The sequence below is a fragment of the Pseudomonas granadensis genome (assembly GCF_900105485.1).
GTDB classification, from domain to species: Bacteria; Pseudomonadota; Gammaproteobacteria; order Pseudomonadales; family Pseudomonadaceae; genus Aquipseudomonas; species Aquipseudomonas granadensis.
In genome coordinates, this window is sequence record NZ_LT629778.1 from 3484140 (window position 1) to 3509340 (window position 25201).

Genomic DNA, 25201 nt, shown 5'->3' on the forward strand with positions numbered 1-25201 from the left:
CCTGTGGGAGCCCGCTCGCGAAGAGGCCAGCCAATCCAACACAAACGCCCAGTACTCAGCGCCGATCATCTGACAACGGCGTCGGCTCATCCGCCGGCGGCATGTCCTCATCAGCGGCGGGATCTTGCCAGTCTTCCGGCCGGTCAGCATCGCTCAAGGGATCACGCCCCGGGTCCATGCCCGGCGGCGCGTCGTGATCGCTCAGGGTCGGCTCGTCGGTGCCGGGAATGCGGTGGGTCTGGTCGGTGGGCGCAATGCCGCCCGGAAACAGCGAATCGTCAGCCATGGTACACCTCACAAAAACAGCGCCGGAACGTCCGGGGTGTCTTGGTTGGAGACGGGAAAAGTGGGTACCGTGCGACGCAGCAGACCAGCGGCATTCAACCTTGCGCGGAAAAGCGATCACGGCTGTTGGTCAGGTGCAGCCACATCGCCGCCCGCGACGCTTCCGGGTCCTGGCGCTTGATCGCATTCAGAATCGCCTCATGCTCCAGGTTGGCCAGTTGCCCGAGCTTGCTTAGATCTGCCGCGCCCCGCTCGGCCGCGTTGAGGCGGGTGCGCGGAATCATTGCGCTGCCCAGGTGCTGCATGATCTCGCTGAAGCACACGTTACCGGTGGCCTCAGCGATCAACAGGTGAAAGCGCCGATCCGCCTCGACGCAACTGTCGTTGTTGTCCAGCAGCCGCTGATAGTCATCCAGCGCTTGACGCATCTGCAGCAGTTGCTGCTCGCTGCGCCGTTGCGCCGCCAATGCCGCCGCCTGGGTTTCCAGACCGAGGCGCAGTTCGAGCATGCTGCGCACCCCCAACGCGGTGTCGACATTCAGGCGCAAGCCCTGCTCTGGCGCGCGCTCGATGACAAACGTGCCGATGCCGTGGCGGGTTTCCACCAGCCCCGACGCCTGCAATTTGGAAATCGCCTCGCGCACCACCGTGCGGCTAACGCCGTGCTCCTGAACGATGGAATTCTCCGACGGCAGCTTGTCACCTGGCGTCATCTGGCCAAGCAGGATGCTCTGAGTGAGCTTTTCCACCAGGTCATGCGCCAGGTTGTGCGCACGTTTGCGGGCGGGGGCGTCGAAGTCTTCTCGCATGGTCGAGTCCGGTGATCGGGGCTTGCCGATCGTAGCACCGTGCGCGGCGTTGGCGGGACTGATTTTGGCCCTCTACTGCAGCCAGCTTGTATGACAACACTAAAAGCCATCCGAAACACTCATCAAACTTTTTCGTCACCCAGCCGCACTTTGAAAAGGCAAACAACGATGCGCCCGCCAAGCTAAAGCCAACAAATACGGGGCAGACGAAGCAAAAAGCATAAAAACCAGCTTCTCAAGACGAAATTAATCACCCACCCCACTTGTAGGAAAAAAAAATCCAGTTGTATGATGTCTAGCAACAACGCAGCACCCAGACCTACCCGCATAAAAATAATCAGTGGGAGAAAACCAAGTGAAAACCTCCGTCTCGGGGATGAGCGAGGGTGTCGATCCGACGCTCGCCTCGGCCATCTCGAAAGTCAAACGCCACGTCCTGCCGCTCTTCGTGATCATGTTCATCGTCAATTACATTGACCGGGTGAACATCGGTTTCGTCCGCACCCACATGGAAACCGACCTGGGCATTGGCGCCGCTGCCTACGGCTTCGGCGCCGGGCTGTTCTTCATCGGTTACGCGCTGTTCGAAGTCCCTTCCAACATGCTCTTGCAGAAAGTCGGCGCGCGTATCTGGCTGACCCGCATCATGTTCACCTGGGGCCTGGTCGCCGCCGGCATGGCGTTCATCCAGAACGAAACCCACTTCTATATCCTGCGGTTTCTCCTCGGTGTGGCTGAGGCCGGTTTCTTCCCCGGGGTGATCTATTACTTCACGCGCTGGCTGCCCGGTGCCGAGCGCGGCAAGGCGATTGCGATTTTCCTCAGTGGCTCGGCCGTGGCTTCGTTGATCTCCGGGCCGCTGTCCGGCCTGCTCCTGCAAATCAACGGTCTGGGCATGCACGGCTGGCAGTGGATGTACTTCATCGAAGGGATGTTCTCGGTGTGCCTGTGCGTGTTCGTCTGGTTCTGGCTCGACGCCAAACCCCACGATGCAAAATGGCTGACCCGCGCCGAACAGGACGCCCTGGTCACGGCCATTGACGACGAGCAAAAGGCCCGCGAAGCGGCGACACCGGTTCGCCCGTCGCTGGGCAAATTGCTCAAGGACCGGCAGATCATTCTGTTCTGCCTGATCTACTTCTTCATTCAGTTGACCATCTACGCGGCAACGTTCTGGCTGCCGAGCATCATCAAGAAAATGGGTGAGCTGAGCGATGTGCAGGTCGGCCTGTTCAACTCGATTCCGTGGCTGCTGTCGATTGTCGGCATGTATGCGTTCGCCACGCTCTCGGCGAAGTGGAAACACCAGCAGGCGTGGGTCGCCACGGCGCTGTTGATCGCCGCGGCAGGGATGTTCATGTCCACCACCGGCGGGCCGATTTTCGCTTTCGTGGCGATCTGCTTCGCGGCGCTGGGGTTCAAGTCGGCATCGTCGCTGTTCTGGCCGATTCCGCAGGCTTATCTGGATGCCCGCATCGCCGCAGCGGTGATCGCGCTGATCAACTCGGTGGGCAACCTGGGCGGCTTCGTGGCGCCGACCACCTTCGGCTTGCTCGAAGAACACACCGGTTCGATTCAGGGCGGCCTCTATGGTCTGGCCGCGACCTCGATCATCGCCGCGATCATCGTCTTCGCCGCACGCACCACACCGAAACCTGCTGCTGAAACCGCCGTGGCCGATGCCGCGCCGAAACACGCCTGAATTCGTCTGCCAAGGAAAACAACAATGAGCGTACACGACACCGCCAAAGCCCCGATCATCACCGACATGCAGGTCATCCCGGTGGCCGGTCACGACGGCATGCTGCTGAACCTGAGCGGCGCCCACGGGCCTTTTTTCACCCGCAACATCGTCATTCTCAAGGACAACGCCGGCCACACCGGCGTCGGTGAAGTGCCCGGTGGCGAGCGCATTCGCCAGACCCTGGAAGACGCGCGCAATCTGGTGGTCGGCAGCCCGATCGGCACCTACCAGAAGATCCTCAACCAGGTGCGCCAGACCTTCGCTGATCGCGATGCCGGCGGCCGTGGCCTGCAGACCTTCGATTTGCGCATCACCATCCACGCTGTGACCGGCCTCGAAGCCGCCCTGCTCGACCTGCTCGGTCAGCATCTGGACGTGCCGGTGGCGGCACTGCTCGGCGAAGGCCAGCAGCGTGACGAAGTGAAGATGCTTGGCTATCTGTTCTACGTCGGCGATCAGCGTGAAACCGACCTCGCCTATCGCAGCGAACCGGAGGCCGACAACGACTGGTTCCGCGTCCGCCACGAAAAAGCCATGACCGCTGAAGCCGTGGTGCGTCTCGCCGAAGCGGCCCACGCCAGGTACGGCTTCAAGGACTTCAAACTCAAGGGCGGCGTGCTCAGCGGCGATGCCGAAATCGAAGCGGTCACCGCCCTCGCCGAGCGTTTCCCCGAGGCGCGCATAACCCTCGATCCGAACGGTGCCTGGTCGCTGAAAGAAGCAATTCGTCTGTGCCGCGATCAGCATCACGTACTCGCCTACGCCGAAGACCCGTGCGGTGCGGAGAACGGTTATTCCGGCCGCGAAGTGATGGCTGAATTCCGTCGTGCCACTGGCCTGAAAACCGCGACCAACATGATCGCCACCGACTGGCGCGAAATGGGCCACGCGATCCAGTTGCAGTCCGTGGACATTCCGCTGGCCGACCCGCATTTCTGGACCATGCAGGGTTCGGTGCGCGTCGCGCAGATGTGCCACGAATGGGGCCTGACCTGGGGCTCGCATTCCAACAACCACTTCGACATCTCGCTGGCGATGTTCACCCACGTCGCCGCTGCCGCGCCGGGCGACATCACCGCCATCGATACCCACTGGATCTGGCAGGACGGCCAGCGTCTGACCAAGGCGCCCCTGCAAATCGTCGACGGCTGCGTGCAAGTGCCGCAGAAACCGGGGCTGGGCGTTGAACTGGACATGGATCAAGTGGCCAAGGCCCACGAACTCTACAAAGGCATGGGCCTCGGCGCGCGGGATGACAGCGTGGCGATGCAGTTCCTGATTCCGGGGTGGAAATTCGATAACAAGCGGCCGTGTCTGGTGCGTTGAGCCCGATCTTCAGTCCACCACCATCCCTGTAGGCCTTCGCCTGCTCGCGATAGCGGTGTGTCAGTTGGAATCGTTGTTGACTGACACACCGCTATCGCGAGCAGGCGAAGGCCTACAGGGGTTTTGCATTATCCAGAGATGTGCAGCAACCAGTTTTTGAACGCCATCATCGCCGCCGATTCGGGCCGCGACTGCAATCGCGTCAGCCAATAGCTGCCGGTGGTGATCTCGATCGCAAACGGCTGGCAAATCACCTCTGCCGCCAGTTGCCGAGCGAACATCAGTGGCGGCGCCAACGCCACGCCACCACCCTGAATGGCAGCTTCCATCATCGCCAATGACGAATCGAACATAATGCTCTGAGGCGGCGCTGCAAGAGTTGCCAAACCGGCAGCTTGAAACCATTGCGGCCACTCATCGGTGCGATAGGAGCGCAGCAAGGTCTGCTGCAAAAGATCCGCTGGCGCATGCAGCTGTCGAGCGATGTCCGGCACGCACAGTACCGACAGCGGCGCATCGAGCAAACGCGTCGCCTCGATGCCATGCCACGCCCCCGCACCGAAGCGAATCGCGTAATCCAGCCCCTCCGCCGCCACGTCCACGCGATTGTTGTGGGTCGACAGCCGTAAATCCATGAGCGGATGTTTCGCCCGAAAGTCCACCAGCCTCGGCAACAGCCAACCCACGGCGAACGTGCCGACTGCGCCGACGGTCAACGTTTCGCGATACTGCCCGCCGGCGAGGCGTTCGAGGATCTGTGCGATGTGATCGAAGGAGGTGTTCAGCACCGGCAGCAGGGTTTCACCTTCGCTGGTCAGCATCAGCCCGCGGGGCAGGCGTTTGAACAGGCTGACGCCAAGCTGCGCCTCAAGGCTTTTGACCTGATGGCTGACCGCCGCTTGCGTCACGCACAGTTCGACGGCGGCGCGAGTGAAGCTCAAATGACGCGCCGAGGCTTCAAAGGCGCGCAGCGCGTTCAGCGGCAGTTGCGGTCGAATCATGCCCTACCCCAAATTTTTCTAATGGCTCCTGCGAGTTTTCATCGTTTGTCGTTGGCCGCCGAGCTGACTAGATTGGCGGCGCTGATCAGCGACCTCACGAGAAAATCGCCCGCAGTGTAGCGGGATAACAACATCAACACTCATGGAGAGTGGTTCATTCATGTCATCCATCACTTCAAGCAAGGTCCTTTCCTGCGCAGCGTTCAGCCTGTTCTTTGGCGCCACAGCCTGCCTCGCCGCCGCGCCTGACGACGCGCAGTTGCAAGCACTGGTCAACGCTACAGTAACGCCGGTCATGCAGCAGCAGAACATCCCGGGCCTGATCGTAGCGCTGACCGTCAAAGGCAAGGTGCATTACTTTAACTACGGCGTCGCCGCCAAGGACACCGGGCAAAAGGTCAGCGAGAACACCCTGTTCGAAATCGGCTCGATAAGCAAAACCTTCACCGCCACCCTCGCAGGTTTCGCGCAAGCCACCGGCAAACTGGACCTGTCGACCAAGGCCAGCACACTCTGGCCTGAACTGAAGGGCAGCGCCTTTGACAACATCAGCGTGCTGCAACTGGGCACTTACAGCGCCGGCGGCTTGCCGCTGCAATTCCCGGCCAACGCGGATTCGCCTGAGACCATGCTCGGCTATTTTCAGCAGTGGAAACCGACCTGGCCGGCCGGCAGTCATCGCCAGTATTCCAATCCGAGCCTGGGCCTGTTCGGCTACCTGGCGGCAAAAAGTCTCGGCCAACCGTTCGACCAAGCGATAACGCAAACCCTGCTGCCGAAACTTGGTTTGCAGCACACATATCTCAGCGTCCCCACTGAACAAATGAGCCTGTACGCGCAAGGCTATGACAAGGACGACAAACCCGTGCGCGTCCGCCCCGGCGCCCTCGACATGCAAGCCTATGGTGTGAAAACCAGTGCCGTGGACCTGCTGCGTTACGTGCAGGCCAACCTCAAACCTGAAACCCTGGCGGCCCCCTTGCCCCAATCCATCGCCAACACCCACACCGGTTACTACCGCGTCGGTGATATGACCCAGGGCCTGGGCTGGGAAATGTACCCCTACCCGATCAGCCTCGAACGCCTGCTCGCCGGCAACTCCACGGAAATGGCCATGCAGGCGCATAAGGTGCAATGGCTGAATCCACCGCAGCCACAACCGGAAAACGTGTTGATCAACAAGACCGGCTCTACCGCAGGCTTCGGCGCGTACGTGGCGTTTGTACCGAGCGAAGACGTCGGTATTGCGATCATGGCCAACAAGAACTTTCCGATTGCGGAGCGGGTGAAGATTGCGCACAGGATTTTGAGTGCTGTGGCTGACTAAGCAGGAAAAAAAGTGGGAGCGAGCCTGCTCGCGAATTGCGACATGTCAGCCACTGATGAGGTGACTGATAGACCGCAATCGCGAGCAGGCTCGCTCCCACAGGGGATAGGGTTTATTCAGTTAAGTGCGTAATTAGTCGTCCGGCATTTGCGGCGGCTTGCTCGGTTTCGCAGGCTTGCTCGGCTTGGTGCCTTTCGCGCCTTTGGCAGGCTCCGGTTCGGCAGCGGCCGGGGCGGCCTGAGCAGCGGCGGCGGCTTCCTTTTCGGCCATGGGCATGGCGTCGATGGTTTCGAAAATCTTCGCCAGGCTCAAAGCCTTGGCTTCGTCACCGGAGGCAGAGAGTTTGGTCTCGCCGTCCTTGCCCACCAGAAACACTTTCGGATATGCCCCGGCACCCAGCTTGAGTGAGCGCAGCAGTGCCATGGTGTCCTGCTGGCCCAGGTCCTTGCCGTCGAGTTGGCCAGACATGTTGAGGATGGTGTAGACCTTGATGTTGCGGTCGGTGACGCCCTTTTTGTTGGCCGGGTCGTCCAGCGACTTTTTCAGGCTGACCCACACCGGGTCGACGGTGCTTTGTGCGATGACGATCAGCGGTCGGGCGCGGCCAACATCGCCGGCGAGCGGCGAATCGCTGTCGGCGGCGAACAAGGGACCGGCCATCGCCAGCAAGAATGTCAGGGTCAGTGACCTGATGAGCATGCGCATCTCCTTTTGATATCCACGCTCTACTGATTGCGCATCGCGGCGATTGTTCCGGTTCAGTCGGGCAAATATGTTTCGCCTTTACCGAAGCTTAGGACAGGCACGACATTGCGCAACCGTGGATCAAAACGCCAACTTGTACCCGATCAACACCAGCATCGCCGCCAGACATGGGCGCAGGACTTCGTCGGAGATGCGTCCGGTCAGGTGACTGCCGAGCCAGATCCCGGGCAGCGAGCCGACCAGCAGAAAGCCGAGGACGCCCCAGTCCATGTTGCCCATGCTCGCGTGGCCGAGGCCGGCGACGAGGGTCAGGGGGACGGCGTGGGCGATTTCGGTACCGACCAGGCGGCGGGTTGGCAGCAACGGGTAGAGGATGAACAAGGCGACCGTGCCGAGGGCGCCGGCGCCGATCGAGGTCAGCGCGACCATGGTGCCGAGGATCAGACCGGTGATCACCGTCATCACATTGAGGCGCGAGCCGCTGGGGTTGTAGTTGCCGCCAGCGCGTTTGTGAGCAAATTCGAGCAGGCGCTTTTTGAAGAAGATCGCCAACGCAGTGGCGAACAACACGAAGCCCAGCGCCTGCTTAATGATGGCGTTCATCGCCTCGGGCGCGGTGTGCAGGGTGCTGAGAAACCACAGGGTCATGGCCACTGCCGGCACGCTGCCGAGGGTCAGCCAGCCAGTGATGGCCCAGTCGATGTTCTGGTTCTTTTTATGGACGAGGACGCCGCTGGATTTGGTAATGGCGGCGTACAGCAGGTCGGTGCCCACTGCGGTTGCCGGGTTGATGCCGAACCACAGCAGGATCGGCGTCATCAACGAACCGCCGCCGACACCGGTCATGCCGACAATAAAACCCACCACCAGCCCGGCAATCACCAGGCCGAAATTTGCCAATTCCATTAAACCGTCCAGAAAAACGACAGGAAAAATCTGGCCCGCAGCATAGCGATTTTTCTTATAACCACATATATCGATGCGGTCTATCGTTATGCCATATCGAACTCACCATCACGCTTTGTAGGCCTTCGCCTGCTCGCGATAGCGGTGTGTCAGTTGAAATCAGTGTTGACTGACACACCGCTATCGCGAGCAGGCGAAGGCCTACAGAGGATTGCGGTGGCTTCGAGAATCAATGCAGCCGCCGCCCCGCCTTGAAGCTGTGGGTTCTATTGCACCACACCGTAGCCAACGCGATGAGCGACAGGATCAGCAGCGCCCACGGAAACGACATGGCCCCGGCCCGGTCCAGCAACACGCCGCCAAACAGGCCGCCGCCGGCAATCGCGACGTTCCATGAGGTAGTGAGCATCGCCTGCACCACGTCGACGTGATCGCCTGCCGAGTCCGCTGCCGAGGTCAGCAGCAACGTCGCCGAACCGCCGAACGACAGACCCCACACCGCCATGCAGGCATACACAACCAGCGCTGACGGTGCGGCCAGCGCCAGCACCAGTGCGGTCACGGCGAACAGCGCGAGGCTGATCAGGGTCAGCTTGCGCAACCAGCGATCGACCAGCAGGCCGATGATCCAGATGCCCACCAGCGAGCACAGGCCGAACACCAGCAGTACCAGATCGACCCGATCGGCTAGACCGGCCTGGCTCAGAAACGGCGCGATGTACGTGTACAGAATGTTGTGCCCGAGCATCCACGTCAGCACCACGAACAGCACCGGGCGCACACCGGGCAGGCGCAACGATTCGAGCAAGGGCAGGCGCTCGTCGCGGGCCTGGCCCGGACGATCCGGCACGGCGATGACGATCCACGCTGCCAACACCAGCGCCAGCGCCGACATGATCCCGAACGAGGCGCGCCAGCCGATCAGATTGCCCAGCCAGGTCCCGGCCGGCGTACCCAGCGACAGCGCCACCGGAGTGCCGAGCATGGCAATCGCCAGCGCCCGCCCCTGCTGATGCACGGGCACGATGCCGCGCGCGTAACCGGCCATGATTCCCCATGACAGCCCCGCCGCCATCCCGGCGAGGAAACGTGATGCCAGCGTCAGGCCGTAATGAGTGGAAAACGTGGTCACCGTGTTGAACAGCAGAAAGCCGCCGACCGTCATCAGTAACACCCGCCGCCGTGGCCAGCCGCGCGTGGCCACGGTGAGCGGAATCGCCGCAACGATCGAGCCCAGCGCGTACAGCGTGACGAGTTGCCCGGCGAGCACTTCGCTGACGTTGAGGCCGGCGCCGATTTGCGGCAGCAGCCCCGCCGGCAGGGTTTCAGTGAGGATGGCGATGAAACCGGTCATGGCGAACGCCAGCAACGCGGCGATGGGCAGTTTGTCGGCGCGGACGCTGGGGTCGACGCGGCTGAAATCGGCGCTTGCGGGGTCGCTCATGACGGGTGCAGCTCCTTTTGGATCAATCGAGGCGAGCGATTGTATACAAATCCCGTCATGGCGACGCAATCATGTAGGAGTGAGCCTGCTCGCGATAGCGAACTTTCTGACGCTGATGCGTTGACTGATCCACCGATATCGCGAGCAGGCGAAGGCCTACATTGGATCTGCGCAAGCCAGAAAGCTCTGGACGTTCACTGCACCGGCAAGAAATTCAAGAACAGCAAACTCTGCGCGTAATTCAGGCCGATCCTTCGATAGCGCTCATCGAGCATCTGCGTGAGTAGATCCAGCCGCGCCACAATCTTGCTGAACTCGGTGGCAAAACTCAGGTTGCTGCCCTCCTCCGAGATCTCATTGGAGAACAGCAGCGGCTGGCCTTCCTTGTTCTGCCGCTGGGACAAAATCCACGTGGCTTTTTCGATATTGCGTGCAGCGTTGTGAACGAACGTCGGGTTGATCGCGTCAGTCATGTAGAACTCGGTGCGATTGCCGTGCGCGGTGACGAGCATGCTGCCGATCGCATAGATGAACGCGCCGACGCGGTCGCCGAGAAATTCCGGGCTCATCGCGTAGCTCAGCGCGGCGAGGTCCTTGCGCCCGCCGAGCACCGGCAGCGGCTGTTGCTGCTCGACGGCCAGGCGCACTTGTCTGACCGCGGTGTTGATGTTGAGGAAACCCGATTTGCGCAGTTCTTCGGGATTGCGCAGGTACAGCTTGCCCATCAGGCGATAGAGGCTGTTGAGGTTGTCGCGCATCGCCAGCGTGGCCATGCGGTCGACGCTGGTCTGCAGAAATTCCTGCGGCTGGCCCTCACGCATCTGGGTGATGAAGCCGTTGCCGTTCTGGTGGCTGCAACCGCTGACAAACAGCGACGACAGGCAAGCCAACAGCAGGCACGGGCGACGGAACAGAGGGACGATCAGGGCAAAAGCGCTCGGCATGAATTCTCGAACTGGCACATTCCGGTGCGACGGGAGTCATCGCATCCTGGCCATGGATAGAGCCGCCGATTGCGAAAAAGTGCAGTGCCCGGTCTGTGAACCGACCTTCGGCAAATCACATACAATCAATTAGTCGGACTTTATATTTGCATTTGCGCTTATGTCGGCTATAAATCCTCTGTTAATTTTCCAATAGCATGACTAATTGCAGATTTCAAAAACAACAACAAAAAGGAAGGTCAACCATGCTTCAATCCCGTCACCTGCTTTCCGGCCTCGGACTGTCCCTGATGATCACTACCCTTTGCGCCAACGCGGCGGGCCTGACCGCCGAACACAAAGCCTTCGGCAAGACCAATGACGGCACCCCCGTCGAGCAATACATCCTGCGCAACAGCCACGGCATGCAGGCCACCGTCATCACGTACGGCGCTACCCTGCAATCGCTGAAAGTCGCCGACAAGCACGGCAAGTTCGACGACGTGGTGCTCGGGTTTGACGATGTCCAGGGCTACCAGAAAGGCACCGCGTATTTCGGCGCAACCATCGGCCGCTTCGGCAATCGCCTGGCCGACGGCGCCTTCGAACTGGACGGCAAGCGCTATCAAGTACCGCAGAACGACAAGACCAATGCGCTGCACGGCGGCACCCAGGGCTTCGACAAAAAAGTCTGGAAGGCCAAGGAAACCAAGGACAAGGATTCGGTCGGCGTGACCCTCACCTATCTATCGGTGGATGGCGAGATGGGTTTCCCCGGCAACCTCACCACCGAGGTGACCTACCGCCTGACCGATGCCAACGAGCTGCGCATCGATTACAAGGCGAGCACCGATAAACCGACGGTGTTGAACCTGACCAACCACAGCTACTTCAACCTCGCCGGCGCCGGCAATGGCGACATTCTCAAACAGGTCGCTACGATCAACGCCAGCCATTACACCCCAGTCACCGCCAAGCTGATTCCGACCGGTGAACTGGCGCCCGTTGCGGGAACGCCGATGGACTTCACCAAGCCGACAGCGATCGGTACGCACATGAAGGCTGACCATCCGCAACTGAAATTCGCCGAGCCGAAACAGGGTGGCTTCGACTTCAACTGGGCACTCGACACCAGGGGCGATATCAGCAAAGTCGCCACCGAAGTCAGCGATCCGCAATCTGGCCGGCATCTGCAGCTGTTCACTACAGAGCCGGGCGTGCAGTTCTACACCAGCAACTTCCTCGACGGTACAGTCAAGGGCAAGGGCGGCAAGGTGTATCCGCACTGGGGCGCGTTCACCCTCGAGACCCAGCACTATCCGGATTCGCCGAATCAACCGAACTTCCCAAGCACCCGCCTCGACCCGGGCCAGACGTATACCCAGAGCGTCGTGCTGAAGTTCTCCGCAAAATAACCCCCGCCCCAGATCGTTCCCACGCTCCCGCGTGGGAACGCAGCCCGGAACGCTCTGCGTCCCCTCACAAACTGGAACGCAGAGCGTCCCTTGAGGCATTCCCACGCAGAGCGTGGGAACGATCAATAACCCCCCACCCCAGATCATTCCCACGCTCCCGCGTGGGAATGCAGCCCGGAACGCTCTGCGTCCCCTCTCGAGCCGGAACGCAGAGCGTGGGAACGATCTGGACTATCCTGCTGCCCATTAAAGGAATCGACACACTCACATAAGGAGGTTTGCATGCGTACCCTCGAGTTGGCCGGCGCGCAGGTGCCGGTGATTGGCCAGGGCACCTGGCGGATGGGTGAGGACCGCTCGGCGCACAAGCGTGAGGTGACGGCGTTGCGCAGCGGCATCGAGCTGGGCATGACCCTGATCGACACCGCCGAAATGTACGCCGAGGGCGGTGCGGAAACGGTGGTTGGCGAGGCCATCACCGGCCTTCGCGATCAGGTATTTCTGGTCAGCAAGGTTTACCCGCACAACGCCAGCCGCAAAGGCATTCCACAGGCCTGCGAGCGCAGCCTGCGCCGGCTCGACACCGATTACATTGACCTCTACCTGTTGCACTGGCGCGGCCAATATCCGCTGGAAGAAACCGTCGAAGCGTTCGAACGCCTGCGCGAGGACGGCAAAATCGGCCGTTGGGGCGTGTCGAATTTCGACGTCGACGACCTCGAAGAACTCTCCAGTTCGCAATGCGCGACCAATCAGGTGCTCTACAACCTCGAAGAACGCGGGATCGAATTCGATTTGTTGCCGTGGTGCCAGCACCAGCGCATGCCGCTGATGGCCTATTGTCCGATCGGCCAGGGCGGCGCCATGCTCGCCGAGCCGGTGCTCAAAGACATTGCCGCTCGTCACGGGGTCACCCCGGCACAGGTTTCGCTGGCGTGGATTCTGCGTCAGGATGGCCTGATTGCGATTCCCAAGGCTGTGCACCCGGAGCATGTGCAACTCAATGCCCAGGCCGCGCAGCTGCAACTGGAGGCCGGGGATCTGGCGGCGCTGGACCAGGCGTTTCAAGCGCCACAACGCAAGCAGCGGCTGGCCATGGTCTGAGCCGCTGCCGACTGGCGAGGGCTTCGCGATGAGAAGCACGGATCAGCACGACCCGTTCAACCTGCAACGTTTCGTCCAGGCGCAAGACCCGGTGTTCGAGCGCGTCCAGCGAGAGCTTGGGGAAGGCCGCAAGCGCAGCCACTGGATGTGGTTTGTCTTCCCGCAATTCGCCGGGCTGGGCGGCAGTGAGATGGCGCGACGCTTCGCCATTGGCTCGGCCGAAGAAGCGCAGGCTTATCTGGCGCACGCCGTGCTCGGCGAACGATTGCGCACCTGCACGCAATGGGTGCTGGCCGTGCGGGAGCGCTCGATCAATGAGATTTTCGGCCACCCGGACGATTTGAAATTCCATTCCTCAATGACGCTGTTCGCCCAGTTCGCTGGCGCGGACAGCGTGTTCGATCAGGCGCTGGAGCGGTATTTCCACGGCATTCTCGATGAGTGGACGCTGCAACTGCTCGACTCAAAACAGGCCCAGTTGCCCGCCGATCAGGGTTGAGAAATCGTCATCGACGAACGGCAGAATCGCATCCGCCACCGGTTGCAGCTGGCGGGTGATGTAGTGGTCGTAATCGATGGCGGCGCGGCGCACTTCCAGCGGCTCGGGGCCGGCCAGAGTGATCACGTAGCTGATCCAGCCACCGTTCTGGTATTGCCGCGGGCGCCCATGCTCGGCGTTGTAGTCATCGGCCAGCCGCGCCGCGCGCACGTGGGGCGGCACGTTGCGTTCGTAATCGTCGAGGGTGCGGCGCAGGCGTTTGCGATAGACCAGACGCTCGTCGAACTCTCCGGCCAGAGTCTTGCGCACGTAATCGCGTACGTAATCCTGATACGGCTTGCGCTGAAAAATCCGCTGGTACAGCTCCTGCTGAAATTGCCGGGCCAACAGCGACCAGTCGGTGCGTACGGTTTCCAGGCCCTTGTAGACCATTTCCTCGCTGCCATCGCCGCGGACGACGAGGCCGGCATAGCGTTTCTTGCTGCCCTCCTCCGCGCCGCGAATGGTCGGCATCAGAAAGCGTTTGTAGTGAATCTCGAACTGCAATTCCAGCGCACTTTCCAGCCCATATTCCTCGCGCACATGCTCACGCCACCAGTCGTTGACGTGACGGACCAGTGCATGGCCGATCTGCGCCGCCTCCTCCTGGCCGTGCGGGCGGCGCAGCCAGACGAAGGTCGAGTCGGTATCGCCATAGATCACCGCGTGGCCCTGCGCTTCGATCAACTGGCGGGTGCGCAGCATGATCTCGTGGCCGCGCAGGGTGATTGATGACGCCAGCCGCGTGTCGAAAAAACGGCAACCGCTGGAGCCGAGCACGCCGTAGAAGGCGTTCATGATGATCTTCAGCGCTTGCGACAGCGGCGCGTTGTGCTCGCGCTTGGCGGTCTCGCGGCCCTCGGCCACCCGCGACACAATGGACGGCAGGCAGTGACGCGTGCGAGAGAAACGTGCGCCGCGAAAGCCCGGCACCGAATCGGCGTCGTCGGGATGTTGCAGGCCCTCGATCAAGCCCACCGGGTCGATCAGAAACGTGCGAATGATCGACGGGTACAGGCTCTTGTAATCGAGCACCAGCACCGATTCGTAAAGCCCCGGCTGCGAGTCCATGACAAAGCCGCCGGGGCTGGCCTGCGGCGGATTGGTGCCCAGATTCGGCGCTACGAAACCCTGACGGTGCATCAGTGGCATGTACAAATGAGTGAACGCAGCCACCGAGCCACCGCTGCGATCCGCTGGCAGGCCGGTGACGCTGGCGCGTTCGAGCAAAAAGGTCAGCAGTTCGGTCTTGGCGAAGATCCGCGTGACCAGTTCGCAGTCCTTGAGGTTGTACTTGGCCAGCGCCGGTTTGTCCTCGGCGAACATGCGGTTGATTTCGTCCATGCGCTGGTACGGGTTGTCGATGGCCTTGCCTTCGCCGAGCAGGGTCTGCGCGACGTTTTCCAGGCTGAACGACGGAAAGCTCCAGGTCGCCGACCGCAGCGCTTCGATGCCATCGATGATCAACCGCCCCGCCGCCGAGGCGAAATAGTGATTGCGGCTGCCGTGCTCGCGCCACTGCATCTCTTCACCGCCACGGCCGATTTTCAACGGCACACCGAGGCGTCGCGCGTGTTGGTGGAGGATGCGCAAATCGAATTGCACGACGTTCCAGCCGATGATTGCGTCGGGGTCGTGCTGCGCGAACCACTCGTTGAGCTTTTTCAGAATCAGCGTGCGCGAATCGCAATATTCCAGATCAAAGTCGACGATGCTGGCGTCACCGTTCGGCGCGCCGAGCATGTACACCTGGCGCTGACCGCAGCCTTCCAGTGCGATCGAGTACAGCTCGCCGGTTTCTGTGGTTTCGATGTCCAGCGACACCAGCCGCAGCGTCGGCCGATACTTGGCATCGGGCTTGAGCTGGGCATTGAGCAACACGCCGTCGGCATCGGCTGTACCGCTGAATACCACCGGCGCGGTGATGAAACGCTCCATCAGATAGCGTTCCGGCGGGCGCACATCGGCTTCAAACACATCGACGCCAGCGCGACTCAATGCGGTTTCCAGGCGCATCAACTGGCCGTGCTGCTGACAATACAGACCCAGCACCGGGCGATGCTCGAAATCCTGCAAGGCCAACGGGCGCAGTTCGACGTTCTTTTCGTCGTGCAACAGGCGTTCCGCCGCTTCGCGCTGTGCGGCGGGAATGAACGCTACCGACGGCTGATGCGGCAAGCGCACACGGCGCGGCCCGGCGTCGGTCGCCAGCCAGAACTCGACTTCGGTGCCGGCCGGCGTATCGCGCCAATGCCGGGTCAGGACGAAGCCCTGCGGTAAATCCACCACTGCAACCTCGGAATCTGGATAGACCGGCATTCTACCCGGCATTGCCAGAAATGACCTTGGCGATAAATCAGCGCTTGAACCGCAAAAAACCCGGCAAATGGCGTTTTTTGCACGCTATCTGCCGCTTTGCCACCTTGCCCTGCGCGGCTGCGTCTACGATGCTTGGTGAACAACGACAACACCTGAGTAACCGCCATGAAGACCGTCGCCCAACTGCTCAAGCTCAAAGATCAGAAAAACCAGGAAGTGCACCAGATCAAACCCGATCACATGGTGCTCGAAGCGCTGATGAAGATGGCCGAGAAAAACGTCGGTGCCCTGCTGGTGGTGGAAGACGACAAGGTGGTCGGCATCATCAGCGAGCGCGACTATGCGCGCAAACTGGTGCTGCACGGGCGCTCGTCGGTGGGCACCCCGGTCAGCGCCATCATGGTCAAGGACGTGATCACTGTGGACACCAAGCAGACCGTCGACACCTGCCTGGGCATCATGTCCGACAAACGCCTGCGCCACTTGCCCGTGGTCGAGGACGGCCAGTTGATCGGCCTGCTGTCGATCGGCGACCTGGTCAAGGAAGCGATTGCCGAACAGGCCGAGCTGATCAAACAGCTGGAGCAGTACATCCGCGGGGAATAAATCTCAAGGCACCGCCCCCCCTGTAGGAGTGAGCCTGCTCGCGATAGCGGTCTGTCAGCTAAAAACTGGGCGACTGACAGACCGCTATCGCGAGCAGGCTCACTCCTACAGGGTTTCGTGGTGGGCTCAGGTTGGCCAGTGTCGCGCAAACACCGGCGCCAGCACCGGGTGGCGGTCGATGCGTTGCAGCCAGGCGTAGAACCCCGGTCGCGTCTGCCGCAGATGCTCGCGGCTACCCTCCCAGCGCGTCACCACCGCCGCCAACACATCCAGCGCCCCCGGCGTCTCGTCGTCCAGGTACAGCTCGGCGGAGAACTGGTCGGCAAACAATTCCCAACTGAAGTGCAAGCGTCGGCGCGCGCCGGCGATCAGGTTTTGCCGTGCGCCTTCATCGGGCGTGATCAGCCAGCGCTCGGGGTAATCGATGATGCCGATGGCCGCGTAACAGTTGCTGACGATGTAGGCGAGGCCGCGAATCGCCTGATCACGATCCGCCGCCTCGGCGGGCAACAGACCGGATTGGGGAAACGTCAGACCCAGGTGAATCAGAATCGCCGCGCTCTCGGTCATCGCGCTGCCGTCGGGCAGTTGCAACGTCGGAATCTGTTTCAGCGGATTGAGTTTGGCCAACGCCTCGGCGGCCTCCGCACTGGCTTCGTTATCAATGAAGCGGTAAGCAATCTGGCATAACTCCAGTGCCGCCTCGATCGCCGCGGCGCCAGAATTCTTGTGCCCATAGAGCTGGTACATAGCCAATCCCCCGAAAAAACCTTTGCCACAGAGTAGATGCCTGTGGCCCGGGTGTAGAAATAATCTGCCGGTGTAACGGTTCTGGCACGGTTTTCCCATGCACTGCCGACTTGCGAATTCACATCTCGCACAACAGCGCTGGCGGTGCCTATCCCGCACCAAGAGCAATCACCGAACGCTACCCGCGTTCTTGTAAGGTGCGATACCGAACCAAAAGTTCGCGTATCCGGGCTGGCAACAAGGAGTTCACCGCGTGAATCTTCAAACGTTCTGCCGCATCACTCGCCACTACTATCTGTGCGCTCCAGGCCTGGTTCATCCGAACAGCCGCCCTGCTTACTTTATTACCTGACTTCAACAGCACGTCGCTGTCGGCCATCCATTGTTCGCCGACAGCGAGGTGCTATTTACTTTTTAAATATGACTTGGCTGTTCGCGGCGCTAATCGGCGCAATTAGAGGATTGTCGGACAATAACTTCCCGACAACTGTGATTGCACCAAAAGCGTTCCAGCGGAATAACTTTGTCGGCACTTGAACCTCGGTTTTCGTTAAACATGAACAAGGAATACAGCTTGTGACCCGCTAGAACACTGACCCGCACCAAATCGGTTCCTCGCGCACCAGCACGTGCACGGACAGGCAGTCGCGCAACCGCTCTGTTTCGCTATTTCGCGGGATAAAGCGTCAAGCCCGACTCGCCTCTGAAAAAGCCCCGCCCGACGGGGTAACGGCTCACTGCGCGCCATGACAAACGCCTGATCGTGACAAAACTTATATAAATGCGACACGCGTAACACCGATGAAATAACTGCGCTACGTTGCAGCAATATCTGGCACAACGGTTGCAATATGTAACAGGCATGAGACACCCAGAAGTGATTCGAGCAACAGAACAACATCCATGGAATGGCTAATGAACAATCGAAGTCGAATGGCACTGAGCTAGTAAGTTTGCACAAGCCCGGTTAATTGGATAGTTCCACTATCGGCTTCTGCACACCTTGAAGAAAGTTGCATTCACCCACTCGAACATTCACCCGATGTTCGGACGGCGGCTTATTGCCCTTCATCTACCCGAGGGAGCTTTAATGAACGATGCGGTAAAGCATAAAACCCTGCCGGGGCCGTTGCGGGAAGCGCCGGTCCCGCCGCCAACGGGCAGGCCGGCCTTCACAGCCAATACCTCACAACCCGGCGGTCTGAAAAAACAGCAGATGGTCTTGCTGGTGGCCGTGTCGGCGCTGATACACGGGGCAGCCTGGTGGTTTTTCCAGCAGTCCCGAACCGGGCCATTACCGACGCCGCCGCAGATTCCGGAAATGACCGTCGAGCTGACCAGCCCGACGCCACCGGCACCGCTGACCCCGGAACCGCCCCCCCGCCGCCTCCGCCACCACCGCCCGAGCCTGAGCAACCGGTGGAAGACGAAGACGCGGTCAAGCCACCGCCCAAACCGGTGGAGAAGCCCAAACCGATCGAAAAACCGAAACCGGTCGAGAAGCCCAAACCGGTGAAAAAAGTCGAGCCTGCGAAAGCGCCGCCGGCCCCGCCGCAACCGGCTGCCCCCGCTGCCCCGGCGACACCGAGCGCGCCGCCGGCACCGGCCGCTGCGCCCGCGCCAGTGAAAGAGTCGGCAGCGATTTCCGGCCTCGCCAGCCTTGGCAATCCACCGCCGGAATACCCGTCGCTGGCATTGCGGCGCAACTGGGAAGGCAGCGTGGTGTTGCGCATTCAAGTGCTGGCCAACGGTCGCGCGGGTTCGGTGACGGTGACCAAATCCAGCGGCAAGCCACAACTGGATGACGCCGCCGTCGCTGCGGTGAAGAACTGGAAGTTCATTCCGGCCAAGCGCGGTGACACGCCGATCGACGGCTTCGCCACCCAGACCATCGATTTCAAATTGCCGCAGTGACGGCACAACCGACTCATTACTGATTAACGCAAGCGAGGTGTAACCATGAACGATTTGTCTTCGATGATTGTCCCCGGTGTCCTCTGGGGCCTGGTGCTGTTTTCCGTGGTCAGTTGGGCGATCCTGCTGGTCAAGTCGGCGCAGTACCTGCGCCAGAAAGCGCAGAACAAACAGTTCACCAAAGCCTTCTGGAGCGCGCCGGACCTGCTCACCGCCGCCGAACACGCCAGCCAGTACCCGGGTTCGCTGGCGCGCATCGCCAGCAGCGGTTTCGAGGCATTGCTGGTGGAAGATTCGCCGCGCACCACGCAACAACTGGCGCACACCATCAACCGCTCGGATCGCCTGGAACGCAACCTGCGCCAGCAGATCCAGAAGGAGCGCCGCTCGCTGGAAAACGGTCAGGCCATTCTCGCCAGCATCGGCAGCACCGCGCCGTTCATCGGTCTGTTCGGTACGGTGTGGGGCATCATGGAAGCGCTGAAAAGCATCGGCGAAACCGGTTCGGCCAGCCTCGAAGCGGTCGCCGGCCCCATCGGTCACGCACTGATCGCCACCGGTGTAGGTATCGCTGTCGCGGTGCCGGCGGTGCTGATCTACAACTTCTTTCTGCGGCGCCTGAAGCTCGCCTCGGCGGACATGGATGACTTCGCCCACGACTTCGACGCCCTCGCCTCGCGCAGCGCGTTTTCCATCAGCCGTCAGGCCATCGCCAGCAAAACCACCAGCGCCGTGCGGGAGGCCAGCTGATGTCTTTCTCGACTCAAGACAGCGATGAAGTGCTCAGCGAAATGAACGTCACGCCGCTGGTCGACGTGATGCTCGTGCTGCTGGTGGTGTTCATCGTCACCGCGCCGCTGATGACCAACGCGATCAAGGTCAACCTGCCGAAAACCGACGCCGTTGCCCCCGCCGAAAAGAAAGACCCGGTGGTGGTCAGCGTCGATCAGGACGGCAAGTTTTACCTGGCCAAGACCGAACTCGCCCCCGAGTCCCTGGAAGCCAGCCTCAAGGAGGTCAAGGCCAAGGACGCCGATGTCCGCGTGCAGTTGCAGGCCGACGCCGCCGTCAATTACGGCCAGGTGGCGAAAGCCATGGCGTCCATCGAACGCTCGGGCATCAGCAAGATCTCGGTGATGACCACCCACTGAATGCGGTGCTGCGCGCGGCTTGAAAGGCGCGCGCCGCACCGCTGAACGAATCCCGTCGTAATCGGCCGACCGAAAAAACGCCACGCGTGTTCGGAGGGGATCGGCTTGCTTGAAGAAAGTGGTTTTCCGCACGCGGTATCACCGGTAGCGGAGCAATGAGCGGCTCACAAGGCCATTTCGATAACGTCTGATAAAAGTCGGAAACAACCATGCTGATGAACACTCCACGCTTCACGCTCAAACCCTTGGTGGTCACGATCTCTCGCCATCGTTTCGTTCCGCTGTACCTGGTGGCCATGGGGATGGGCGCCGGCACCGTGCAAGCGGCCGAGGATGACAATGCCAGCGTCCCGGCGGCGGCAGCGGTCGTCGCGCCCACCACGCAACTGCAACGGGTGGAAGTGACCGGTTCGGCGATTCGTCGGGTCGATGCAGAAACGGCGGTGCCGATCACCATTCTCAAGGCCGATGAACTGCGCAAACAGGGCGTGACCACCACCGCCGAACTGGTCCAGCGCATCACCGGCAGCCAGTCGATCAACAACAGTGCCGGCTCCGTGGGCGCCGCCACCGGTGGCGCCTCGTTCGCCGACATGCGCGGCATCGGCGCGAACAAGACGCTGGTGCTGCTCAACGGCCGGCGTCTGGCCAACAACGCCTTGTCGGGCACCAACTCGGCGGGCGGCGCGGTGGATCTGAACATGATCCCGTTTGCCGCCATCGAGCGCGTGGAAGTGCTGCGCGACGGCGCCTCGGCGCTGTACGGCACCGATGCGATCGGCGGCGTGATCAACTTCATCACCAAGAAATCCCTCACCGACGGCGCGTTGACCCTCGGCGGCGAAACCCCGACCCACAGCGGCGGTGGCGCAACCAAAGACATGAGCGCCAGTTGGGGTTACGGCGATCTGGAAGAAGACCGCTTCAACGTGCTCGGCGTGTTCAACTACAACAAGCAGCAGAACCTCGACGCCAACGACCGCTCCTTCGCCACCGACTACGCCCCCGGCCGCGGTCTCGATCAGACCTCCGGCACTGCGTTCCCCGGCAACTACAGTCAGAACGGCAACGCCACCAACCCGTTGGCCGCCAGCAACTGCAACGGTCCCAACCTGATCGCCCGCGACGGCTTGTGCCGCTTCAGCACCCGTGAATTCATCGATTTGGTGCCGCAGACCGAGAAGACTTCGTTCTTCGGCAAGACCACCGGCAAGCTCGGCGACGATCACAACGTCAACCTCGAATATTTCTGGTCGCGCAACAACAACGCCGTCGCCGTCGGCCCGGCACCATTGACCGGTCTGAGCCTCGACGGCTCGTCGCCCTACTACCCCGGCAACGGCATCACCCCGGCGCCGACCGAGTTCGCCCTCGACCCGACGCAACCGGTCGACGTCAACTGGCGTGAAACCGCCGCCGGCCCGCGGGAATCGAAGGACCAGAACACCAGTCAGCGCTTTCTGCTGAGCTTCGATGGCCTGGTTGCCGGCTGGGATTACAACGTCGGCGCCTCGTACAACCAGAACAAAATCGTCTCCAGCGTCACCAGTGGTTATGTCAGCGATCAGGCGATGATCGACGGTCTGGCCAGCGGTTTGCTCAACCCGTTCGGCCCGCAATCGGCCGCTGGTCAGCAGTACATCGATAACGCGGCGTACCACGGTGCCTATTCCACGGCTGTGGGGCGCGTGGCCGGGTTCGACGGGCGCATCAGCCGCGAGATCGGCGACTGGTTCGGCGCCGGCCCGTCCGGTCTGGCCTTGGGTGGCGAGTACCGCAAAGAGAAATTCCACCAGGACTTCGAACAATTTGCCGGCGACATCCAGAGCCTCGGTATCGACCCGGCCGGCAGCGTCGAGGGTGACCGCAGCGTCAAAGCCGCCTACGCCGAAATCAACGTACCGGTGCTCGACAGTCTCGAACTGTCCGCCGCCGTGCGTCACGACAAGTACAGCGACTTCGGCAGCACCACCAACCCGAAATACTCGTTCCGTTATCAGCCATTAAAAGAGCTGGTGGTGCGTGGCGCCTACAGCGAAGGCTTCCGTGCGCCGTCGCTTTATGAGTTGTATTCGCCGCGCAGCATCACTTACACCCAGGGCTACTACAACGACCCGGTGCTGTGTACCGGCGGCGTGGTGCAACCGGGCGGCAACGGTGGCCGCGATTGCGGTCAGCAGTTCCTCAACCAGATTGGCGGCAACGAAGACCTGGCCCCGGAAAAGGCGCGCAACGTGACGCTGGGCTTCGTCTATCAGCCGATCAGCAACCTCTCGGTTGGCCTGGATTTCTGGTGGATTCACATTTCCAACCAGATCCAGCCGTTCCCGGAATCCACCGTGTTCGATCAGGCCGGTTCCTATCAGGATCGCTTCGTGCGTAACGCCGACGGCACACTCGATTACATCGTTACCGGCAACGCCAACCTCGGCATCGTCGAAACCAACGGCGTCGATGTGTCGCTCGACTATCGCTTTCCCAATACGCCGTACGGTCAGTTTGGTCTGGGCCTGCAAGGCACTTATGTCGACGAGTACGACTTCCAGAGCACCATCAAAGGCCCGTTCACCGACAAGGTCGGCGACTTTCAGGGTGACGGCGTGATCGCGCGCTGGAAGCACAACCTCACCGGCAGCTGGAGCCTGGGCGCGGCGCGGGCAGCGCTGACCAACCGCTTCACCACCGGTTACAACGACTACGACCGCGACACCCATTCGCGCGTGGCCTCGTATTCGGTGTGGGACCTGTCGGCCGGCTACACCTTCAACAAGGTGCTGGATGTCGATGCCGGGATGAAGAACGTCTTAGACCGCAACCCGCCGTTCTCCAACCAGGCCTACAACTTCCAGAGCGGCTATGACCCGCGCTACACCGACCCGCTGGGACGCACCTTGTTTGCGCGCATGACTTACCACTTCTAACCGAAAACCACACCCCCTGTAGGAGTGAGCCTGCTCGCGATAGCGTTTTTTCAGTCAACCTTGCAGGGTCTGACTTGGCCTCATCGCGAGCAGGCTCACTCCTACAGTTTTGACCTGTGTGCATTCAGGAATTAAGGAGTGATTTCATGAGTTTTTTGCGCAACATGGCTGGCCTGCTTTTGAGCAGTGCGCTGCTGTGCTCCGGCCCCTCGGCGCTCGCCGCCGGCAGCCATGCGCTGACGGTGTACGGCGAGGCGCCGAAGTATCCGGCGAATTTCCAGCATTTCGATTTCGTCGATCCCAAGGCGCCCAAGGGCGGTTCGCTCAGCCGCGCGTCGATGGAGATCGGCCAGTACAACTACATCACTCCGTACGCCGATCAGGGCATTTCCGTGGTGCAGGTCAACGACTGGGTGTATGCGCCGCTGGCGTTCCGCTCGCTCGATGAGCCCTACACCGTTTACGGCTTGGTCGCCGAGCAGATCGAGCGTGATCCCGACGGGCTCTGGGTGCGTTTCAACCTCAACCCGAAGGCGCGTTTTGCCGACGGCACGCCGATCAGCGCCGAAGATGTGCGCTACACCTTCAACCTGCTGATGACCAAGGGCAGCCTCAGTTATCGCCAGCAGTACGCCGATGTGCAGGACGTGCTGATCGAAGGCCCGCGGCAAGTCCGTTTCACCTTCAAGAACAACCTCAACCGCACGCTGGCGCTGGATCTGGCGACGATGCGCGTGGTGCCGGAACACTGGTGGAAAACCCGCGACTTCGCCAATGGCGGCGGTTTCGAGCCACCGCTGGGCAGCGGCCCGTACCGGGTGAGCAAGGTCGACGCCGGGCGCAGCATCAGTTTCCAGCGCGACCCGGACTGGTGGGGCAAGGACCTGCCGGTCAGTCGCGGCATGTACAACTTCGACACGCTGACGGTGAATTTCTACGGCGACACCGACGTCGCTCGGCAGTTGTTGCAGGCCGGTGCGTTTGACTACAACCGCGAGTTTTCCTCCTCCGGTTACGTCGTCGGCTACGACAGCCCGGCCCTGCGCGACGGGCGTTTGCAGCAGGCAATACTCGCCCCGGAAAAACCTACCGCCGCGCAAGGCTTCGTGTTCAACCTGCAAAACCCGATTTTCAAGGATCGCCGCGTGCGTCAGGCGATCAGCCTGCTGTGGGATTTCGAATGGACCAACAAGCAGATGATGCGGGGCTTCTACGTCCGTCAGAACAGCTTCTGGCCGAAGAGTGAAATGGCCGCCACCGCCCTGCCCGACGCCGAGGAATTGCAGATCCTCGAACCGCTGCGCGGCAAGGTCCCCGATGAGGTTTTCACTACGGTGTATGAAGCGCCGAAAACCGACGGCAGCGGCTACATCCGCGACAAGCAATTGCAAGCACTGAGGCTGCTCGCCGAAGCCGGCTGGACGCCGCAACACAATCGCCTGGTCAACGCTGCCGGTGAGCCGCTGGAATTCACTTTTCTCGACGGTCAGGGCGGTTTTGATCGCATGCTGCTGCCGTTCAAACGCACCCTCGCGCAGATCGGCATCACCCTCAATCTGCGGCGCATCGATTCGGCGCAATACGTCAACCGTCTCAACGCCCGAGACTACGACATGATCGTCACCAGTTTCCCGCGCAGTGGCGATCCGATCGTCTCCCCCGGCCGCGAGTTGTACAGCCTGTACGCCTCGCAAAGTGCCACGCAGGTCGGCAGTTCGAACTCGATGGTGCTGGCCGACCCGGCGGTCGATCAACTGATCGACGGACTGGTCCAGGCCAACAGCCGCCAAACCATGGTGCATTACGCCCGCGCCCTCGACCGGGTGCTGCAATGGGGTTACTACATGATTCCCAACTACTACTCCAAAGGCACGCCGACGGTGTATCAGAACCGCTTTGGCATGCCGGCCGTGCAACCGGCGTACGACGAAGGCCTCAACACCTGGTGGGAAGTCTCGGCCAAGCCGCTGACCACCCAGCAGATGCGCGCTCAGCTCGCGGGAGGCCAGTGAC

20 protein-coding genes and 1 pseudogene are annotated in these 25201 nt (G+C 61.3%); 12 read left to right on the forward strand and 9 right to left on the reverse strand.

The genetic code is table 11. The features are described 5' to 3' along the window. Positions 1-55 precede the first annotated feature (55 nt). A complete protein-coding gene (locus BLU52_RS15330) occupies positions 56-286 on the reverse strand; it encodes a hypothetical protein (protein WP_090284525.1) in 231 nt (76 codons plus the stop codon). Positions 287-380: 94 nt separating this feature from the next. After that, on the reverse strand, positions 381-1094 hold the full coding sequence (locus BLU52_RS15335) for a FadR/GntR family transcriptional regulator (RefSeq protein WP_090284527.1): 714 nt from the start codon (positions 1092-1094) through the stop codon (positions 381-383). Between the two features lie 355 nt (positions 1095-1449). Between BLU52_RS15335 and BLU52_RS15340 the strand changes: the two genes are divergently transcribed. Both BLU52_RS15340 and gudD read left to right on the forward strand, forming a co-directional pair. After that, positions 1450-2796, forward strand: a complete 1347-nt coding sequence (locus BLU52_RS15340) for an MFS transporter (protein WP_090284530.1) — start codon at positions 1450-1452, stop codon at positions 2794-2796. Between the two features lie 24 nt (positions 2797-2820). Continuing rightward, positions 2821-4164, forward strand: a complete 1344-nt coding sequence (gene gudD / locus BLU52_RS15345; RefSeq protein ID WP_090284532.1) for a glucarate dehydratase — start codon at positions 2821-2823, stop codon at positions 4162-4164. Positions 4165-4292: 128 nt separating this feature from the next. Here the strand turns inward: gudD and BLU52_RS15350 are convergent, their stop codons facing one another. Continuing rightward, a complete protein-coding gene (locus tag BLU52_RS15350) occupies positions 4293-5165 on the reverse strand; it encodes a LysR family transcriptional regulator (RefSeq protein ID WP_090284534.1) in 873 nt (290 codons plus the stop codon). A gap of 160 nt (positions 5166-5325) precedes the next feature. On the opposite strand from BLU52_RS15350, the gene ampC reads away from it, so the two are divergent. After that, positions 5326-6492: a class C beta-lactamase gene (gene ampC, locus BLU52_RS15355; protein ID WP_090284536.1), complete on the forward strand. Its 1167-nt coding sequence runs from the start codon at positions 5326-5328 to the stop codon at positions 6490-6492. 132 nt (positions 6493-6624) lie between these two features. On the opposite strand, the gene BLU52_RS15360 is transcribed toward ampC, so the two are convergent. The 4 genes from BLU52_RS15360 to BLU52_RS15375 all read right to left on the reverse strand — a co-directional run bounded on the left by BLU52_RS15360 (position 6625) and on the right by BLU52_RS15375 (position 10491). After that, on the reverse strand, positions 6625-7191 hold the full coding sequence (locus BLU52_RS15360) for a DUF4174 domain-containing protein (RefSeq protein ID WP_090284538.1): 567 nt from the start codon (positions 7189-7191) through the stop codon (positions 6625-6627). A 126-nt stretch (positions 7192-7317) separates the two neighbouring features. Next, positions 7318-8103, reverse strand: coding sequence for a sulfite exporter TauE/SafE family protein (locus BLU52_RS15365; protein ID WP_090284540.1), 786 nt, complete (start codon positions 8101-8103; stop codon positions 7318-7320). A gap of 229 nt (positions 8104-8332) precedes the next feature. Continuing rightward, on the reverse strand, positions 8333-9547 hold the full coding sequence (locus BLU52_RS15370) for an MFS transporter (protein ID WP_090284542.1): 1215 nt from the start codon (positions 9545-9547) through the stop codon (positions 8333-8335). Positions 9548-9741: 194 nt separating this feature from the next. Next, complete coding sequence (locus BLU52_RS15375) at positions 9742-10491, reverse strand: hypothetical protein (protein ID WP_090284544.1); 750 nt, start codon at positions 10489-10491, stop codon at positions 9742-9744. Between the two features lie 245 nt (positions 10492-10736). Here BLU52_RS15375 and BLU52_RS15380 point away from each other — a divergent pair, with 245 nt between their 5' ends. The 3 genes from BLU52_RS15380 to BLU52_RS15390 all read left to right on the forward strand — a co-directional run bounded on the left by BLU52_RS15380 (position 10737) and on the right by BLU52_RS15390 (position 13488). Continuing rightward, on the forward strand, positions 10737-11885 hold the full coding sequence (locus BLU52_RS15380) for an aldose epimerase family protein (protein ID WP_090284546.1): 1149 nt from the start codon (positions 10737-10739) through the stop codon (positions 11883-11885). Between the two features lie 282 nt (positions 11886-12167). Then, on the forward strand, positions 12168-12989 hold the full coding sequence (locus tag BLU52_RS15385; protein WP_090284548.1) for an aldo/keto reductase: 822 nt from the start codon (positions 12168-12170) through the stop codon (positions 12987-12989). 28 nt (positions 12990-13017) lie between these two features. Further along, on the forward strand, positions 13018-13488 hold the full coding sequence (locus tag BLU52_RS15390; protein ID WP_090284550.1) for a DUF1810 domain-containing protein: 471 nt from the start codon (positions 13018-13020) through the stop codon (positions 13486-13488). On the opposite strand, the gene BLU52_RS15395 is transcribed toward BLU52_RS15390, so the two are convergent. Then, positions 13453-15813, reverse strand: a complete 2361-nt coding sequence (locus BLU52_RS15395; protein ID WP_167359899.1) for a DNA polymerase II — start codon at positions 15811-15813, stop codon at positions 13453-13455. The two genes, BLU52_RS15390 and BLU52_RS15395, sit on opposite strands and share 36 nt — an antisense overlap. 198 nt (positions 15814-16011) lie before the next feature. Between BLU52_RS15395 and BLU52_RS15400 the strand changes: the two genes are divergently transcribed. After that, positions 16012-16452 (forward strand): CBS domain-containing protein, encoded by a 441-nt coding sequence (locus BLU52_RS15400; RefSeq protein WP_090284551.1) that lies wholly within the window; start codon positions 16012-16014, stop codon positions 16450-16452. Positions 16453-16578: 126 nt separating this feature from the next. Here BLU52_RS15400 and BLU52_RS15405 read toward each other — a convergent pair whose 3' ends face one another. Next, the gene (locus BLU52_RS15405; protein WP_090284553.1) at positions 16579-17202 is read right to left on the reverse strand and encodes a glutathione S-transferase N-terminal domain-containing protein; all 624 of its coding nucleotides are present in this window, start codon (positions 17200-17202) and stop codon (positions 16579-16581) included. Between the two features lie 1090 nt (positions 17203-18292). Between BLU52_RS15405 and BLU52_RS15410 the strand changes: the two are divergent. From BLU52_RS15410 to BLU52_RS15430, 5 genes and pseudogenes are all read left to right on the forward strand, one after another. Beyond that, positions 18293-19116: pseudogene (locus BLU52_RS15410) on the forward strand (energy transducer TonB). 63 nt (positions 19117-19179) lie between these two features. Continuing rightward, a complete protein-coding gene (locus BLU52_RS15415; RefSeq protein WP_394508129.1) occupies positions 19180-19866 on the forward strand; it encodes a MotA/TolQ/ExbB proton channel family protein in 687 nt (228 codons plus the stop codon). Further along, positions 19866-20267, forward strand: a complete 402-nt coding sequence (locus BLU52_RS15420) for an ExbD/TolR family protein (RefSeq protein ID WP_041477201.1) — start codon at positions 19866-19868, stop codon at positions 20265-20267. The genes BLU52_RS15415 and BLU52_RS15420 overlap by 1 nt, the downstream gene beginning before the upstream one ends. A gap of 209 nt (positions 20268-20476) precedes the next feature. Beyond that, positions 20477-23188 carry a TonB-dependent receptor gene (locus BLU52_RS15425; protein WP_090284557.1) on the forward strand — a complete coding sequence of 904 codons (2712 nt, stop codon included), beginning with the start codon at positions 20477-20479 and terminating at the stop codon, positions 23186-23188. A 146-nt stretch (positions 23189-23334) separates the two neighbouring features. Continuing rightward, positions 23335-25200 (forward strand): extracellular solute-binding protein, encoded by a 1866-nt coding sequence (locus BLU52_RS15430; protein ID WP_090284559.1) that lies wholly within the window; start codon positions 23335-23337, stop codon positions 25198-25200. Position 25201 lies beyond the last annotated feature (1 nt).